Origin of the sequence: Pseudomonas jinjuensis, from assembly GCF_900103845.1 — a bacterium.
Lineage (GTDB): Bacteria > Pseudomonadota > Gammaproteobacteria > Pseudomonadales > Pseudomonadaceae > Pseudomonas > Pseudomonas jinjuensis.
On the sequence record NZ_FNIJ01000008.1, the window covers coordinates 293,508 to 308,266 of the forward strand.

Consider the following 14,759-nt stretch of genomic DNA (forward strand, 5'->3'; position numbering starts at 1 on the left):
ACCATGACCATCGCGAAACCGCTGCAATACACCTACATCGCCCTGTTCGGCGGCATGCTGGTGGGCCTGGCCGGCTGGTCGACGAAGAGCTTCCCGAGCTTTTCCACGGCCGCCGACACCCCGCTGCTCAACGGCAAGCTGGCCCACGCCTTCGAGAAGCACTACGACGCGGAATTCCCGGTCAAGCGCCTGGGCACCAACCTCTGGGCCGCGCTGGACTACACCCTGTTCGACGAAGGCCGGCCGGGCGTGGTGATCGGCAAGGACGGCTGGCTGTTCACCGACGAGGAATTCAAGCCGGCGCCCAGCGCCACCCAGCTCGACGACAACTGGGCGCTGATCCGCGGCGTGCAGCAGGAGCTGGAGCGCCGCGGGGTGAAGCTGGTGCTGGCGATCATCCCGGCCAAGTCGCGGCTGTATCCGGAATACCTCGGCAGGGAACAGCCGGCGGCGCTGCACGCGGCGCTCTACCGGGACTTCCTCAACCGCGCGCGGCAGTCCGGCATGGCCGCCCCGGAACTGCTGGAAACCCTGCGCCAGGCCAAGGACAACGGCCAGGTGTTCCTGCGCACCGACACCCACTGGACGCCGCTCGGCGCCGAGGCCGTGGCCCAGCGCCTGGGCGCCGCCATCCGCGCCGGCGAGGGCCGCGACCTGCCGCAGCAGGACTTCGTCACCGAGACCGGCAAGCCGGCGGCGCACAAGGGCGACCTGCTCAGCTTCCTGCCGCTCGACCCGCTGTTCAGCGAACTGCTGCCGCAGGCGGACCAGCTGGAAGCGCGCAAGACCCATGCGGCCGACGACGCCGCCGGCGCCGACCTGTTCGGCGACAGCGCGCAGCCGCAGGTCGCCCTGGTCGGCACCAGCTTCAGCGCCAACCCGCGCTGGAACTTCGCCGGCGCGCTGAAGCAGGCGCTCTCCGCCGACCTGATCAACTACGCCAAGGACGGCAAGGGTCCGCTCGACCCGATGCTCGAACTGCTGCAGGACGAAGGCTTCAGGCAGAAGCCGGCGCGCCTGCTGGTCTGGGAATTCCCCGAACGTTACCTGCCGATGCACAACGACCTCAGCCGCTTCGATCCCGAGTGGCTGGCGCAACTGCGCGCGGCGGGCAACCGCGATGAACGCCTGGCTGCGACCCAGCCCGGCACAACGGCGGCGCATTGAATGCCGCATGCAAGCAGGAGGTATACCTCGATGATCCGTCAGAAGAACCGTAGCTGGATGGCCCAGGCCTGCGCCCTCGCCCTCGCCCTCTCGGCATTCGGCGCCCAGGCCGGCGAAGGCGCCCTTTATGGTCCGCAGGCGCCCAAGGGCTCGGCCTTCGTGCGCGCATACAACGCCGGCAACTCGGAACTGTCCGTCAGCGTCGGCAACGCCGCGCTGAACGACGTCTCGCCGCTCGGCTCCAGCGACTTCAAGTTCCTCCCGCCGGGCAACTACACCGCCCAGGTCGGCAGCCAGAGCCTGCCGGTGAAGCTCGATCCGGACAGCTACTACACCCTGGTCAGCCAGCCCGGCGGCCAGCCGAAGCTGGTCCCCGAGCCGCCGTTCCGCAACAAGCAGAAGGCCCTGGTGCGGGTGCAGAACCTCTCCGGCAGCAAGCTGACCCTGAAGACCGCCGACGGCAAGACCGCCGTGGTCAGCGACGTCGCCCCGCAGAGCCACGGCGACCGCGAGATCAACCCGGTGAAGGTCAACCTGGCGCTGTTCGACGGCGACAGGAAGGTCAGCGACCTCAAGCCGGTCAGCCTGGAACGCGGCGAGGTGGTCTGCCTGTACGTCACCGGCAACGCCGGCAAGCTCTCGCCGGTGTGGGTGAAGCGGCCGGTGAAGGCGGATTGATGACTGTTCATTGGATCCCCGCGAACGCGGGGATCCAATGAACAAGGAAACCCAACCGAACAAAAAAAGACCGGCCCCAGTCCGGCACCCGCCAGCAAGGCACGAACAGGAGAGGCTCCCCCGGGAGCAGGCATCCAACAGAACGCACGACGCTTAATGGAGAACAACCGATGATCCCAGTAATCCTTTCCGGTGGCAGCGGCTCGCGACTCTGGCCCCTTTCCCGCAAACAGTATCCCAAGCAGTTCCTCGCCCTCACCGGCGAGCACACCCTGTTCCAGCAGACCCTGGAGCGCCTGGTCTTCGACGGCATGGAGGCGCCGGTGGTGGTGAGCAACAAGGAGCACCGCTTCATCGTCCAGGAGCAGCTCGAACAGCTCGGCCTGAAGACCCAGGCCATCCTGCTCGAGCCCTTCGGCCGCAACACCGCGCCGGCGGTAGCCATCGCCGCCATGAAGCTGGTCGCCGAAGGCCGCGACGAGCTGCTGCTGGTGCTCCCCGCCGACCACGTGCTGGACGACCAGCGCGCCTTCCAGCGCGCCCTGGCGCTGGCCACCAATGCCGCGGAAAAGGGCGAGATGGTGCTCTTCGGCGTCCCCGCCATGCGCCCGGAAACCGGCTACGGCTACATCCGCGCCGCCACCGGCGACGGCCTGCCGGAAGGCGTGCAGCGTGTCGAGCGCTTCATCGAGAAACCCGACGAGGCCCGCGCCCGCGAGTTCGTCGAGGACGGCGGCTACTACTGGAACAGCGGCATGTTCCTGTTCCGCGCCAGCCGCTACCTGGAGGAACTGAAGAAGCACGACGCCGACATCTACGACACCTGCCTGCTGGCCCTCGAACGCAGCCAGCACGAAGGCGACCTGGTCAGCATCGACCCGGCCACCTTCGAATGCTGCCCGGACAACTCCATCGACTACGCGGTGATGGAAAAGGCCGGGCGCGCCTGCGTGGTGCCGCTGGCCGCGGGCTGGAACGACGTCGGCAGTTGGTCGTCGATCTGGGAAGTCCACGACAAGGACGCCAACGGCAACGTCACCAAGGGCGACGTGCTGGTCCACGACAGCCGCAACTGCCTGGTGCACGGCAACGGCAAGCTGGTCTCGGTGGTGGGCCTGGACGACGTGGTGGTGGTGGAAACCAAGGACGCCATGATGATCGCCCACAAGGACCACGTGCAGGACGTGAAGAAGGTGGTCAACGAGCTGGACGCCCAGGGCCGCAGCGAAACCCAGAACCACTGCGCCGTGTACCGCCCGTGGGGCTGCTACGACTCGGTGGACATGGGCGGGCGCTTCCAGGTCAAGCACATCACGGTGAAACCGGGCGCGCGCCTGTCGCTGCAGATGCACCACCACCGCGCGGAACACTGGATCGTGGTCTCCGGCACGGCCCAGGTGACCTGCGACGAGCAGACCTTCCTGCTCACCGAGAACCAGTCCACCTACATCCCCATCGCCTCGGTCCACCGCCTGGCCAACCCCGGCAAGATCCCGCTGGAGATCATCGAGGTGCAGTCCGGCAGCTACCTCGGCGAGGACGACATCGAACGGCTGGAAGACGTGTACGGCCGGGCCGGCGAGAACGAGGTGAAGCTGCAGGTGGTCGGCCGCTGAATCCTCGACCTTGAACCCTGAATCCGATGGAGCAGCTCCCATCGGAGCCTTGCCCCCGCGCCTGATAAGCGCGGGGGATTTTTTATGGGCTTCAGGGACGCAGGACCAACCGACTTCGCGCCATGGCCAAGCGCTGGTGTAGGGCGAATGAAGCGGAACGCTTCATCCGCCGACAAGGCCACGCCGATGGGATGGCGGATAACGCTGGCGCGTTATGCGCCCTACGCAGGGTGGTCATGCAGAACCTGTAGGAGCGGGCCATGCCCGCGAAATGACGCGGCACGCTGTGTCGCGGGCATGGCCCGCTCCTACAAAAGCTTGGTTCCCACGCAGCGCGGGAACGACGACCTACAGCTTCTGCGCCCACTCCCGCAGCACGAACTTCTGGATCTTCCCGGTCGAGGTCTTCGGCAGGTCGGTGAACACCACGCTCTTCGGAATCTTGAACCCCGCCAGGTGCTCGCGGCAGAAGCGGATGATCTCCTCCTCCCCGCAGCCCGCATGCTCGCTCTTCAGCGTGACGAAGGCGCACGGCGTCTCGCCCCAGCGCTCGTCCGGGCGCGCCACCACCGCCGCTTCGAGCACCGCCGGATGGCGGTACAGCACGCCCTCGACCTCGATGGTGGAGATGTTCTCGCCGCCGGAGATGATGATGTCCTTCAGCCGGTCGCGGATTTCCACGTAGCCGTCCGGATGCCACACCGCCAGGTCGCCGGTGTGGAACCAGCCGCCGGCGAAGGCTTCCTCGGTGGCGCTGGGGTTCTTCAGGTAGCCCTTCATCACCGTGTTGCCACGCATGAAGATCTCGCCGATGGTCTCGCCGTCGCGCGGCACTGGTTCGAGGCTGGCCGGGTCGGCGACCATCACGCCTTCCAGGGTCGGGTAGCGCACGCCCTGGCGCGACTTGATGCGCGCGCGCTCGTCCAGCGGCTTCTCGTCCCACTCGCCTTTCCAGGCACACACCGTGACCGGGCCGTAGACCTCGGTGAGGCCGTAGACGTGGGTGACCCTGATGCCCATCTCCTCCACTGCGCCGATCACCTTGGCCGGCGGCGCGGCGCCGGCGACCAGCGCGTTGACCGGATGGTCGATGGCGGCCTTGGCCGAGGCCGGCATGTTGACCAGCGCGTTGAGCACGATCGGCGCGCCGCTGAAGTGGGTGACCCGGTGCTCGCGGATCAGGTTGAAGATCTTCTGCGGATCGACCCGGCGCAGGCAGACATGTACGCCGGCCATGGCGGTGACGGCCCAGGGGTAGCACCAGCCGTTGCAGTGGAACATCGGCAGGGTCCACAGGTACACCGGGTGCTGGCCCATGGACCAGATCATCTGGTTGCCCAGCGAGTTCAGGTAGGCGCCGCGGTGGTGGTAGACCACGCCCTTGGGATTGCCGGTGGTGCCGGAGGTGTAGTTCAGCGAGATGGCGTCCCACTCGTCCTGCGGCCACTGCCAGGCGAACTCGGGATCGCCCTCGGCGAGCAGCGCCTCGTAGTCCAGGCTGCCGACCAGCTCTCCCTCGCCGTATTCCGGATCGTCCACGTCGATCACCAGCGGCGGATGGTCGAGCATGCCGATGGCGGCGCGGATGACGTTGTGGAACTCGCGGTCGGTGATCAGCACCTTGGCCTCGCCGTGCTGCAGCATGAAGGCGATGGCCTCCGCGTCCAGGCGCACGTTGAGGGTGTTGAGCACCGCGCCGATCATCGGCACGCCGAAGTGCGCCTCGATCATCTCGGGAATGTTCGGCAGCATCACCGCCACCGTGTCGCCACGGCCGATGCCGCGTCCGGCCAGCGCGGAAGCCAGGCGGCGGCAGCGCTGGTAGGTCTCGCGCCAGTTGCGGCGGATGCTGCCGTGGATCACGGCGGGGTAGTCGGGATAGACGCTGGCGGTGCGCTCGATGAAGCTCAGCGGAGTCAGCGCGGTATGGTTCACGGCAGAAGGAGCGAGGCCCTGTTCGAAGATCGACATGGAGACACCCTGGGGCTGATTTTTAGCATTGTTCTTTGTAGTGCCGGCGGCTGACCGACTACATGGGGCGTTTTATAGCAATCGACCGATTGATATGGAAGTACAACCTAAGCCGTATAGTATATTTACCATATATCTTCAGCAGGGCTTCCCATGCAGCACCTGAACACCCTGGTCCGCCTGATCCGCGAGCAGGCGCCCCTGCCTTCCCGCGCCGCCGCCCTGTGTCGATTGTGCGACGAACGGCCGGGCGTGGTCCGCAGCCTGTACCTGGGCTGGAAGGCCGCCTCCCGGACCTACGAAGCGCTCGGCGGCGGCAACCTGCCGCCCGGCCTCGGCGATCCGCTGCAGGCCAGCGACGCCGAACTGCACACCGCCCTGCAACAGCGGCCGCAACTGCCGCTGGCGGAGCTGGGCCGGCTGCCATGCTGGCTCGCCGGCCGCCTCAAACGCGCCGGCGTGGGCCAGGGAATAGCGCTCGCCCTGGCGCTGGACGACGGGCAGGACGGCCTGCTGCTGATCGAAAGCAGCGGCGAAACGGGCGACTGGCTGGGCTGGATCGGCGAACTGCTCGCCGGACTGGTCAGCCTCGCCGCCGGCGCCCTCCCCGTCGCCCCGCTGCTCGCCGCCGATCCGCTGCCGACCCTGCTGCTCGACGACCAGGCGCAGGTGCTGGAAAGCAACGACGCGCTGCAGGCCCTGCTCGGCGAAATCCCGCAGACCGACGGCGCCGCCCTGCTCCCGGCCAACCGTGCGCAACTGGTCCGCAGCTGCCTGCAGCAGGGCCGAGCGATCCATGAAGTGCCCAGCCAGGCCGGCGTCCGCCAGTTCCTCTGGACCTTCATCCCCGAACCGGCGCAGCAGCGGGTGCTGGCGCGCTGCCGCGAATCCACCCGGCAGCTGCACGCCGAACGCGATGCCGCCAGGACGCGGCGGCTGTACCGGCTGATCATCGAGAACACCACCGACCTGATTTCCCGGCAAAGCCTCGACGGCGAATTCATCGATGCTTCCCCGGCCTCCTGGACCCTGCTCGGCTACTGGCCGGAGGAACTGCGCGGCCGCCACCTGCCCGAGCTGATGCACCCGCAGGACCGCGAGCAGTTCGCCGCCCGCCGCGACATCCTGCTGCAGGACGGCTACCTCACCGAGACCTACCGCCTGCGCCATCGCGACGGCCACTACCTGTGGTTCGAGACCGCCAGCCGGGCCATCCGCGAGACCTACACCGGCGCGGTGGTGGAAGTGATCAGCGTGTCCCGCGACATGACCGAGCGCGAACTGCGCGAGGCCCAGCAGCGCCGGCACCAGGACGAACTGGCGCACACCGCGCGGCTGGTGACCCTCGGCGAACTGGCCTCGGGCATCGCCCACGAGATCAACCAGCCGCTGGCCGCGGTGGTCAACTACGCCAGCGCCAGCCAGCGCTACCTGCAGGCGCTGGACAGCAACCCGGACGCCGCCAGCCGCGTCGCCCAGGGCCTGCAGCGGATCACCGAGCACGCCAACCACGCCTCGGAGGTGATCCGCCGCCTGCGCGCCTTCCTGCGCAAGGGCCAGCGGCGCATGCAGGCGCTCGACCTCAGCGAGCTGGCGCGCGAATCGCTGCACCTCTGCGGCTGGGAAGCGAACCAGGCGAAGGTGACGATCGACCTGGCGCTGGCGGACAATCTGCCGCCGGTCTATGCCGACCGCGTGCTGCTCGAACAGGTGCTGCTCAACCTGCTGCGCAACGCCATCGAGGCCAACCGCGAACGCCACGCCGGCGAGCCGTCGCGCATCGTCATCGGCAGCGCGGCGGCGCCCGACGGCGTGCGGGTGTGGGTCGAGGACAGCGGCGCGGGGCTGGCCGGCGACGAGCTGGAGCGGATCTTCACGCCCTTCTACACCAGCAAGCCGGAGGGGCTGGGGCTCGGCCTGTCGATGAGCCGCAGCATCGTCGAAGGCTTCGGCGGCAGCCTCGACGCGCAGCCGGCCGAGGGCGGCGGACTGCACATGGAATGCCGCCTGCCGGCCGGCGAAAGGGGAAAACGGAATGCCTGAACGGGAAAATGCGACGAACCTGGCCGACGAGCCGCTGGTGTACGTGGTGGACGACGACCTCGGCATGCTCGACTCGACGGTCTGGCTGCTGGAATCGGTCGGCCTCAAGGCGCGGGCCTTCACCAGTGGCCGCGACTTCCTCGACGCCTGCGACCCGGGCAGCCACGGCTGCGTGCTGCTCGACGTGCGCATGCCCGGCCTCGGCGGGCTCAGTGTGCAGGAGGAAATGCGCCGGCGCGGCATCGACCTGCCGGTGATCTTCGTCAGCGGCCACGCCGACGTGCCCATCGTCATCCGCGCCTTCAAGGCCGGCGCGGTGGACTTCATCGAGAAGCCCTACAACGAGCAGCTGCTGCTGGACAGCGTGCAGCAGTCCCTGCAGGCCCGCGCCGAGCACCACACCAGCCGCGCCGACCTAGGCGAACTCGACACCCGCCTCGCCGCCCTCACCCCGCGCGAACGCGACGTGCTGCTGCCGCTGGTGCGCGGCTACACCAACCGCGAAGTGGCCGAGCAACTGGACATCAGCGTGAAGACCGTCGACCTGTATCGGGCGCGGGTGATGAAGCGCATGCAGGCGGAAACCCTGGCGGACCTGGTGGGGATGGCGATCGCCGCGGGGCTGGTCGATCCGCTGAACCTGCGGCCGGAAGCGGAAGCGTCGTAGGGCGAAGCTCCCCTGTAGGGCCATGCCCGCGACATGTCGCGGCACGGATTTTCGCGGGCACGGCCCGCTCCTACAGGTTCATTCCCATCGCTCCCACGCTTCCCCATGGGACGATAGACTGACCTCACATTCCAACGGAGCTCCACATGCTCTTCGGCATCCTCCTCATCGCCACCTGGGTCGTCCTGCTGATCGTCTACCCCACCCGCGCCCTGCCCGTCTCGGCCGCGGCGCTGGCAGGGCTGGCGCTGGTGGCGCTGTGGGCGATCTGGCAGGACAGCAGCGAGCGCCGCGATCTCGAACGCCTGGAACTGCGCATCGCCTACGCGCCCACGCAATGCCCCGCCGACCGCCCGCTGGCGCTGACGCTGAAGAACGGCAGCCAGCGCCCGCTGCGCGAGCTGCGCTGGAAGATCGCCGCCTACCGCCCCGGCGACACCACCGACCTCGCCGAGAACCTCTACGAAGCCCCGCGCTACCGCGGCCCCGGCGCGCTGCTCGGCGGGGACAGCTGGAGCGACTGCCTGCCCGTCCCACCGCTGCGCCCCGGCTATCGCGCCAGCACCCTGGAATTCCGCGCCGAGCGCATCGAGGGGAGTTTCGGCGAATGACAGATGGCGCCAGCGGCTGGCACGATCAACCGGTAATCACGCAAGGATTCGCCCATGACCACACCCGTCGCCCTCATCACCGGCTGCTCCAGCGGCATCGGCCGCGCCCTCGCCGAGGCGTTCCTCGGCGCCGGCTACCAGGTCTGGGCCAGCGCCCGGCGCGATGAGGACGTCGCCAGCCTGAACCTCGCCGGCTTCCACGGCGTGCGCCTGGACGTCAACGACGAGGCGGCCGTCGCCCAACTCGTCACACGCCTGCAGATGGAAGCCGGGCGCCTCGACGTGCTGGTCAACAACGCCGGCTACGGCGCCATGGGCCCGCTGCTGGACGGCGGCACGGAGAACATCCGCCGGCAGTTCGAGACCAACGTCTTCGCCATCGTCGGCCTGACCCGCGCGCTGTTCCCGCTGCTGCGCCGGAGCCGCGGGCTGGTGGTGAACATCGGCAGCGTCTCCGGCGTGCTGGTGACGCCCTTCGCCGGCGCCTACTGCGCCTCCAAGGCCGCGGTCCACGCGCTGTCCGACGCGCTGCGGCTGGAACTGGCGCCGTTCGGCATCCGCCTGATGGAAGTGCAGCCGGGGGCGATCGCTTCCAGCTTCGGCGCCAACGCCAACCGCGAGATGGAGAACGTGGTGGACGAACACTCGCCCTGGTGGCCGCTACGCGAGTCGATCCGCGCCCGCGCCAACGCCTCGCAGGACAAGCCCACCCCGGCCAGCGAATTCGCCCGCCAGTTGCTGCACGCGGTGCGCACCCAGCCGGAGCGGCGCCTGCTGCGCATCGGCAACGGCAGCCGGGCGCTGCCGTTCCTGGCCCGCTGGCTGCCGGCGGCGCTGGTGGACAAGGCGCTGAAGCGCCGCTTCGGACTGGACGGCCAGCTATGAGCGCGAACATCGCCATCCGCTACTACGCCTTCGCCGGCATCGCCGTGGCGGTGCTGCTCAACGTGCTGCTGCGCGCGGTGATCAAGGTCGGCGGGCTGCCGGCCAACCTGCTGGTGGCCGCGCTGATCGGCGCCGGCATGGCCTTCTGCTTCGCCCGCATCGTCCGCCGCGAAGCCTCCCTCGGCGAGCGCTGGCGCCTGCTGGCGATCTACGGCGGCACCCTCGCGCTGTGCTACCTGTGGCTGGTCGGCATGGCCGCCTGGAAGAACCCGCCGGGGCCGGCCGCCCTGCTGCTCTACCTGCTCAACTACCTGTGCTACCCGCTGGCCGCCTGGTGGTTCTTCCGTCCGTCGGTGATGGCGCGTTTCCTGCCGCGCTGAGCAGCACGCTTCACGCTTTTTTCACGGCCTTTTCATCCACGCTTTACGGCGAAGTCTTCAGGATTGCGGCACCGTTCCTGAGGACCCGCCCGATGAAGCCGTCCTTCCGTCTCGAACCCTTCCTGCGCGGCGCCTGTTGCGTCGCCGTGCTGCTCGGCCTGCTCGCCGGCGTGCCCGGCGAAGCCGCGCCCGCCGCCCGGCCGCAAGTCTGGGCGCAGCCCGTGGATACCTCGTTCAACCTCTACCGGATGTCGCCGACCCTCTACCGCAGCGCCCTGCCGGACCAGAGCGACGTGCCGCTGCTGGACCGGCTACGGGTGCAGACCGTGGTCAGCTTCATCAAGGACGACGACCGCCAGTGGCTCGGCGAACTGCCGGTCAACCTGGTCAGCCTGCCGATGCACGCCGACCGGGTCGACGACGCCGACGTGCTGAAGGTCCTGCGCACCCTGCAGGGCGCCGAACGCAACGGCCCGGTGCTGATGCACTGCAAGCACGGCCGCGACCGCACCGGGCTGTTCGCCGCCATGTACCGCACGGTGATCCAGGGCTGGAGCAAGGAAGAGGCGCTGCAGGAAATGCAGCAGGGCGGCTTCGGCGATCCGAAGCACATGGACGACGCCGTGGCCTACGTGCGCGACGCCGACATCCCCGCACTGCGGAAGGCCCTGGCCAGCGGCGAATGCAGCACCACGCTGTTCGCCAGCTGCCAGGTCGGCGAATGGCTGACCAGCCTGGTCACGCCGGCCGAGGCCAACGCAGCCAGCCGCTGATCGCCCCGCGCTCCCCACCGCGAATCGCCCGCATGGAACGCCTACGGATCACCAGAACGCCAGACCTGTAGGAGCCAGCTTGCTGGCGATCCGGACTTGCCGGCGACCACTGAGCTGCCGGCTGGCATGGATGATCGCCAGCAAGCTGGCTCCTACAAGGTTCGGATGACTCCGTGCGCATTCACCCCCGCCATCCTCGCGAATGCGGGGACGCCTTCAGAACTTCCCCGGCCCCATGTAACCGAACAGGTAGCCCGCCACCTTGCGCATCTGAATCTCGTCGGAGCCCTCGGTGATGCGATAGCGCCGGTGATGCCGGTAGATGTGCTCGAACGGCTTGTGCCGCGAATAGCCCAGCCCGCCGTGCACCTGCATGGCGAAGTCGGCCGCCTCGCAGCACAGTCGGTTGGCGGTGAAGTTGCACATGGAGACCTTGTCGGACAGGCGCTTCTCCACTTCCGGCTTGGGCATGCGGTCCATTTCCCAGGCCGTCTGGCGGATGAAGGTGCGCAGCATCTGCACCCGCGTGGCCAGTTCGACGAGGGGGAACTGGATGCCCTGGTTGCGCGCAAGGTCCTCGCCGAAGGGCTTGCGTTCACGGGCGTACTTCACGCTTTCGCGCACGCAGTAGTCGGCGGCGCCGAGGCTCGCGGCGGCCTGGCGGATGCGGTTCTCGTGGACGAAATGCTGGGCCAGGGACAGGCCGCGCCCGGGCTGGCCGAGCATGGCCGAGTCCTCCACCCAGACGTCGGTGAAGCTGACGCGCGGGTGGTCCGTCGGCATGTTGAAGGTCCACAGGTATTCCTCGATACGCACGCCTTGCGCCTGCGCCGGCACCAGGAAGGCGCTGATCCCGTGGGCGTCGCCATCCGCGCCGGACGTGCGGGCGAACAGCAGGCAGTGGGTGGCGGTGTGCATGCCGGTGGTCCACATCTTCTCGCCATCGATGCGCCAGCCGGCCACGCCATTGCGGGTTTCCGCGACCGCGCGGGTTTCCATGTGCGTGGCGTCGGAGCCATGGTTCGGCTCGGTGAGGCCGAAGGCAGTCTTCATCTCTTCGGAAAGGATCGCCGGGATCATCTCGCGCTGCTGCTCGGGGGTGCCGAAGTCACGCAGCATGAGGACGAAGGGCTTGTTGCCGACGATCGAGTGCTCGTTCTGCAGGTCGTTGTGCAGGCCCAGCCCCCTGGCCGCCAGGTGATCGCGAATCACCGCCATCGCCAGGTTGCCGGCACCCTTGCCGCCGTAGGCTTCCGGCAGCGCATAGCGCAGGTGGCCGGCACTGTCGGCACGGCGGCGCGCCTCGGCGAGCAGCGCCTCCCATTCCGGGCGCGGCAATCCTTGATTGTCGAAATCGGTACGCGCCCACTCGCGGCGGTGATCGAAGAAGCGCTGGTTGTCGTCCTGCGCCTGCAGCGGCTCGATCTCGGTGACGATGAAGTCGTCCAGCGTGTCCAGGTAGGCCTGCAGTTCCGCCGGCAGGGTGAAATCCATCTTCAAGACTCTCCTTTCTGGTCGGCGACGAGACGCCGGTAGGTGACGTAGTTCGGCTGGTCGATGGCCACTTTGGCCAGGGTGGTCAGCCACAGGTGTTCGAACAGGCCGGGGCTGTCGAGGTCCAGCTCGCCGGCGTCGATCCGCTGGCACAGGCTGCGGTTGAGGCTTTCCAGGTCGGCGTCCTCGCCCAGCAGTTCGCCCAGGCGCTGGCGTTCCTCTGCCTCCTGGCGCGGCGCGAGTTCGAGCTCCCGGCGCACGATGTCCAGCACGTTGGCCGCCACGCGGGCGTGGAAGGCGGTCTGTCCGCTGAGCGCGGGCATCGCCTGTTGGCGAAGAAATTCGGCCACTGCCTGGAGCAGTTCGGTGGCCTTGGGCAGGTCTTGCATCGGCTTATCCCCTCACGCTGGCGAACAGTTGCATCAGATCGATCTCGGTCTCCGAGCTGCGCCGGCCGATCGCCGCGCGCTCGACGCTGCGGGGGGCGTCGGGCTCGCCGATGCGCGCCATGGTCTGGCAGCCGATGCCCCATTTCAGCGTGCCGAGCATTTCCCAGTAGCGGACGCGCTCGGCATCGACCACACCGCCGCCGGCCCGGTAGCCGTCGAACAGTTCCTCGCGCAGGCCGAAACCGCCCACCGGCTTGTCCGTCTCGCCGAAGCGCCAGGAGTTGACGCACAGCCAGCCGAGGTCCTCCATCGGATCGCCCAGGTGCACCAGCTCCCAGTCGAGCACCGCGCGCAGGCCGTTTTCGTCGACCATCAGGTTGCCGTTGCGGAAATCGCCGTGCACCAGCACCGGCGGGCCGTCCAGCGCCGGGGCCTGTCGCCGCAGCCACTGGAACGCCAGGGAGAACACCGGCTTCACCGTGCCGCGCTGGCGATGCCGTTGTTCGAATGTTTCGAGTTCTTCGCGCGCCGGCGCCACCCGCAGCTCCGGCAGGCCATCGAGGGGAATGCGGTGGATGCGCGCCAGCGCCTCGCCGCACTGCCAGGCCAGCCGCTCGCGGGCGCCGGCCAGGGACGGATCGCGGACGATCTTCGCGCCCAGGGTCTCGCCCGCCAGCCGGCTCATGATGAACCCGCGGCCGAGCCCGTCGGCGGGTTCGAGAATGCAATGCACCTGTGGAACAGGAACGCCGCCGGCCTCCGCGCGCATCAGTACCCGCGCCTCGTCGTCGAGGCCGATGCAGCTGCTGGTGGACGATACGACGCCGTGGTCGCAGCGCAGGATCAGCCCCACCGGGCCGCTGTCCTGCAGCAGGTCGAACGACCAGATCGCCTGGTTGGCGCCGCCGGACAGGCGGCGTACATCGGCCACCGTCCCGGTGCCGCCGGGCAAACGGCGGACAAGGGCTTGCAGGCTGCACGCTACCTGCGCAGCCAGAACTTCGGGATTGCTCATCTAGGGTCCTCGTTGCGGAGCTGCCCACCCGCCGAATGCATGTCCGGGCGGGCGGTCAGTCGATGGCGAAGTCAGGAAGCGGAGACGTCACGGCGCGCGCCGATGCGCGCCAGGAGCTTGAGCAGCGCGACTTCGCCCGCCAGCAGGATGCCCCCGCCGACGACGATCAGCCCGCTGATCTCCAGCGGCGGTTCGGCGAGGTGGGTGGCCAGGGCGACGGTAAGGAAGACGAAGGCGCTCTGGTTGATGAACAGCGGTGCGAGAAGACCGCCGCAGAAGATGATGTAGACGCCGACGAACAGCACCAGGGCGGTCGCGACGATCGGCTCCATCAGGGTGTTGAGCAGGCCGATGGAAACCACGATCGCCCATGCCAGCCACACCCCGGTGACGGCGCCGCAGATGATCTCGGGGATGCGCTTGACGTCCTTGTTGTAGATGCTGAACAGGATGGCGCAGAAGAACGGCGCCCAGATCGCCTTGAAGCCCAGTTCGACCCCGACGATCGCCACACCGACGACCCAGGCCACCAACACTCCGGCGTCGGCGAAAAGCTTGGGACGGATTTCCGGTACTGCATTGCTCATAACGCTACCTCATTCTTGTTTTTGTATCGTGCGGATCGGTAACGAACCATGGGAAATGGCTGCGCGGACCAGCTTATCCAGCCGGGCTGGAGGTCAAATCGGTCGAAGGAGGTATCCGGGCTCTAGTCCCGGAAATGCGCTGGACTCTTTCGGACTTTTCCTGGACCTGCCGGGTCTGAACCAGGAGATCGGCCACTGGGACCAGCGGAATGGAGTTCCTCGACCTGCTGCAATGGCCAGCGATGCTGGTCACCGTGCTCGCCGCCTGGCTTGTCGGCTCGCGCCAGCGACGCAGGCGCCGGCTCGGCTTCTGGACCTTTCTCGCCAGCAACGCGCTGTGGATAGCCTGGGGCCTGCCGGCCGGCGCCTATGCGCTGGTGCTGCTGCAGGTGTGCCTGGCGGCGATGAACATCCGCGGCAGCCACAAGGCGCGGAAGGAAGCACCCGGGTAGGGCGAATGATGCGCCAGCATCATCCGCCGAT

Annotated in this window: 15 protein-coding genes; 10 read left to right on the forward strand and 5 right to left on the reverse strand. The window is 68.2% G+C overall.

Annotation, left to right across the window (positions count from 1 at the left end; translation table 11 throughout):
* Positions 1 to 3 precede the first annotated feature (3 nt).
* The 3 genes from BLR75_RS13960 to BLR75_RS13970 all read left to right on the forward strand — a co-directional run bounded on the left by BLR75_RS13960 (position 4) and on the right by BLR75_RS13970 (position 3,461).
* Entirely contained in the window at positions 4 to 1,167 is a 1,164-nt protein-coding gene (locus BLR75_RS13960) for an alginate O-acetyltransferase (protein ID WP_084309528.1), read from the forward strand.
* Positions 1,168 to 1,197: 30 nt separating this feature from the next.
* Entirely contained in the window at positions 1,198 to 1,845 is a 648-nt protein-coding gene (gene algF / locus BLR75_RS13965) for an alginate O-acetyltransferase AlgF (protein ID WP_084309527.1), read from the forward strand.
* A gap of 170 nt (positions 1,846 to 2,015) precedes the next feature.
* Positions 2,016 to 3,461 carry a mannose-1-phosphate guanylyltransferase/mannose-6-phosphate isomerase gene (locus tag BLR75_RS13970; protein WP_084309526.1) on the forward strand — a complete coding sequence of 482 codons (1,446 nt, stop codon included), beginning with the start codon at positions 2,016 to 2,018 and terminating at the stop codon, positions 3,459 to 3,461.
* A gap of 348 nt (positions 3,462 to 3,809) precedes the next feature.
* Here the strand turns inward: BLR75_RS13970 and BLR75_RS13975 are convergent, their stop codons facing one another.
* The gene (locus BLR75_RS13975; protein ID WP_084309525.1) at positions 3,810 to 5,432 is read right to left on the reverse strand and encodes an acyl-CoA synthetase; all 1,623 of its coding nucleotides are present in this window, start codon (positions 5,430 to 5,432) and stop codon (positions 3,810 to 3,812) included.
* Positions 5,433 to 5,999: 567 nt separating this feature from the next.
* Between BLR75_RS13975 and BLR75_RS13980 the strand changes: the two genes are divergently transcribed.
* The 6 genes from BLR75_RS13980 (at position 6,000) to BLR75_RS14005 (ending at position 10,791) form a co-directional block, all read left to right on the forward strand.
* On the forward strand, positions 6,000 to 7,475 hold the full coding sequence (locus tag BLR75_RS13980) for a sensor histidine kinase (RefSeq protein ID WP_371858099.1): 1,476 nt from the start codon (positions 6,000 to 6,002) through the stop codon (positions 7,473 to 7,475).
* Positions 7,468 to 8,142: a response regulator transcription factor gene (locus BLR75_RS13985; protein ID WP_084309523.1), complete on the forward strand. Its 675-nt coding sequence runs from the start codon at positions 7,468 to 7,470 to the stop codon at positions 8,140 to 8,142. Before BLR75_RS13980 ends, BLR75_RS13985 begins: the two co-directional genes overlap by 8 nt.
* Positions 8,143 to 8,288: 146 nt before the next feature.
* Positions 8,289 to 8,753 carry a multidrug transporter gene (locus tag BLR75_RS13990; protein WP_084309522.1) on the forward strand — a complete coding sequence of 155 codons (465 nt, stop codon included), beginning with the start codon at positions 8,289 to 8,291 and terminating at the stop codon, positions 8,751 to 8,753.
* A gap of 54 nt (positions 8,754 to 8,807) precedes the next feature.
* A complete protein-coding gene (locus tag BLR75_RS13995; RefSeq protein ID WP_084309521.1) occupies positions 8,808 to 9,638 on the forward strand; it encodes an SDR family oxidoreductase in 831 nt (276 codons plus the stop codon).
* Positions 9,635 to 10,018 (forward strand): hypothetical protein, encoded by a 384-nt coding sequence (locus BLR75_RS14000; RefSeq protein ID WP_084309520.1) that lies wholly within the window; start codon positions 9,635 to 9,637, stop codon positions 10,016 to 10,018. The genes BLR75_RS13995 and BLR75_RS14000 overlap by 4 nt, the downstream gene beginning before the upstream one ends.
* Before the next feature lie 92 nt (positions 10,019 to 10,110).
* A complete protein-coding gene (locus BLR75_RS14005; protein WP_084309519.1) occupies positions 10,111 to 10,791 on the forward strand; it encodes a dual specificity protein phosphatase family protein in 681 nt (226 codons plus the stop codon).
* A gap of 216 nt (positions 10,792 to 11,007) precedes the next feature.
* Here the strand turns inward: BLR75_RS14005 and BLR75_RS14010 are convergent, their stop codons facing one another.
* The 4 genes from BLR75_RS14010 to BLR75_RS14025 all read right to left on the reverse strand — a co-directional run bounded on the left by BLR75_RS14010 (position 11,008) and on the right by BLR75_RS14025 (position 14,276).
* The gene (locus tag BLR75_RS14010; protein WP_084309518.1) at positions 11,008 to 12,285 is read right to left on the reverse strand and encodes an acyl-CoA dehydrogenase family protein; all 1,278 of its coding nucleotides are present in this window, start codon (positions 12,283 to 12,285) and stop codon (positions 11,008 to 11,010) included.
* A 2-nt stretch (positions 12,286 to 12,287) separates the two neighbouring features.
* Positions 12,288 to 12,674 (reverse strand): DUF6285 domain-containing protein, encoded by a 387-nt coding sequence (locus BLR75_RS14015; RefSeq protein WP_084309517.1) that lies wholly within the window; start codon positions 12,672 to 12,674, stop codon positions 12,288 to 12,290.
* Between the two features lie 4 nt (positions 12,675 to 12,678).
* Positions 12,679 to 13,689 (reverse strand): phosphotransferase family protein, encoded by a 1,011-nt coding sequence (locus tag BLR75_RS14020; RefSeq protein ID WP_084309516.1) that lies wholly within the window; start codon positions 13,687 to 13,689, stop codon positions 12,679 to 12,681.
* Between the two features lie 71 nt (positions 13,690 to 13,760).
* On the reverse strand, positions 13,761 to 14,276 hold the full coding sequence (locus tag BLR75_RS14025) for a hypothetical protein (protein WP_084309515.1): 516 nt from the start codon (positions 14,274 to 14,276) through the stop codon (positions 13,761 to 13,763).
* Positions 14,277 to 14,485: 209 nt separating this feature from the next.
* Between BLR75_RS14025 and BLR75_RS14030 the strand changes: the two genes are divergently transcribed.
* Complete coding sequence (locus BLR75_RS14030; RefSeq protein ID WP_084309514.1) at positions 14,486 to 14,728, forward strand: hypothetical protein; 243 nt, start codon at positions 14,486 to 14,488, stop codon at positions 14,726 to 14,728.
* The last annotated feature ends 31 nt before the right edge of the window (positions 14,729 to 14,759 follow it).

Bases quoted from the DNA above. Each gene is read 5' to 3' on its own strand.
- BLR75_RS14010 (WP_084309518.1), bottom strand. From the start codon at position 12,285: ATGGATTTCACCCTGCCGGCGGAACTGCAGGCCTACCTGGACACGCTG.
- BLR75_RS14005 (WP_084309519.1), top strand. From the start codon at position 10,111: ATGAAGCCGTCCTTCCGTCTCGAACCCTTCCTGCGCGGCGCCTGTTGC.
- BLR75_RS14020 (WP_084309516.1), bottom strand. From the start codon at position 13,689: ATGAGCAATCCCGAAGTTCTGGCTGCGCAGGTAGCGTGCAGCCTGCAA.
- BLR75_RS14015 (WP_084309517.1), bottom strand. From the start codon at position 12,674: ATGCAAGACCTGCCCAAGGCCACCGAACTGCTCCAGGCAGTGGCCGAA.
- BLR75_RS13970 (WP_084309526.1), top strand. From the start codon at position 2,016: ATGATCCCAGTAATCCTTTCCGGTGGCAGCGGCTCGCGACTCTGGCCC.
- BLR75_RS13985 (WP_084309523.1), top strand. From the start codon at position 7,468: ATGCCTGAACGGGAAAATGCGACGAACCTGGCCGACGAGCCGCTGGTG.
- BLR75_RS14000 (WP_084309520.1), top strand. From the start codon at position 9,635: ATGAGCGCGAACATCGCCATCCGCTACTACGCCTTCGCCGGCATCGCC.
- BLR75_RS13960 (WP_084309528.1), top strand. From the start codon at position 4: ATGACCATCGCGAAACCGCTGCAATACACCTACATCGCCCTGTTCGGC.
- BLR75_RS13995 (WP_084309521.1), top strand. From the start codon at position 8,808: ATGACCACACCCGTCGCCCTCATCACCGGCTGCTCCAGCGGCATCGGC.
- BLR75_RS14025 (WP_084309515.1), bottom strand. From the start codon at position 14,276: ATGAGCAATGCAGTACCGGAAATCCGTCCCAAGCTTTTCGCCGACGCC.
- BLR75_RS13975 (WP_084309525.1), bottom strand. From the start codon at position 5,432: ATGTCGATCTTCGAACAGGGCCTCGCTCCTTCTGCCGTGAACCATACC.
- BLR75_RS13990 (WP_084309522.1), top strand. From the start codon at position 8,289: ATGCTCTTCGGCATCCTCCTCATCGCCACCTGGGTCGTCCTGCTGATC.
- algF (WP_084309527.1), top strand. From the start codon at position 1,198: ATGATCCGTCAGAAGAACCGTAGCTGGATGGCCCAGGCCTGCGCCCTC.
- BLR75_RS14030 (WP_084309514.1), top strand. From the start codon at position 14,486: ATGGAGTTCCTCGACCTGCTGCAATGGCCAGCGATGCTGGTCACCGTG.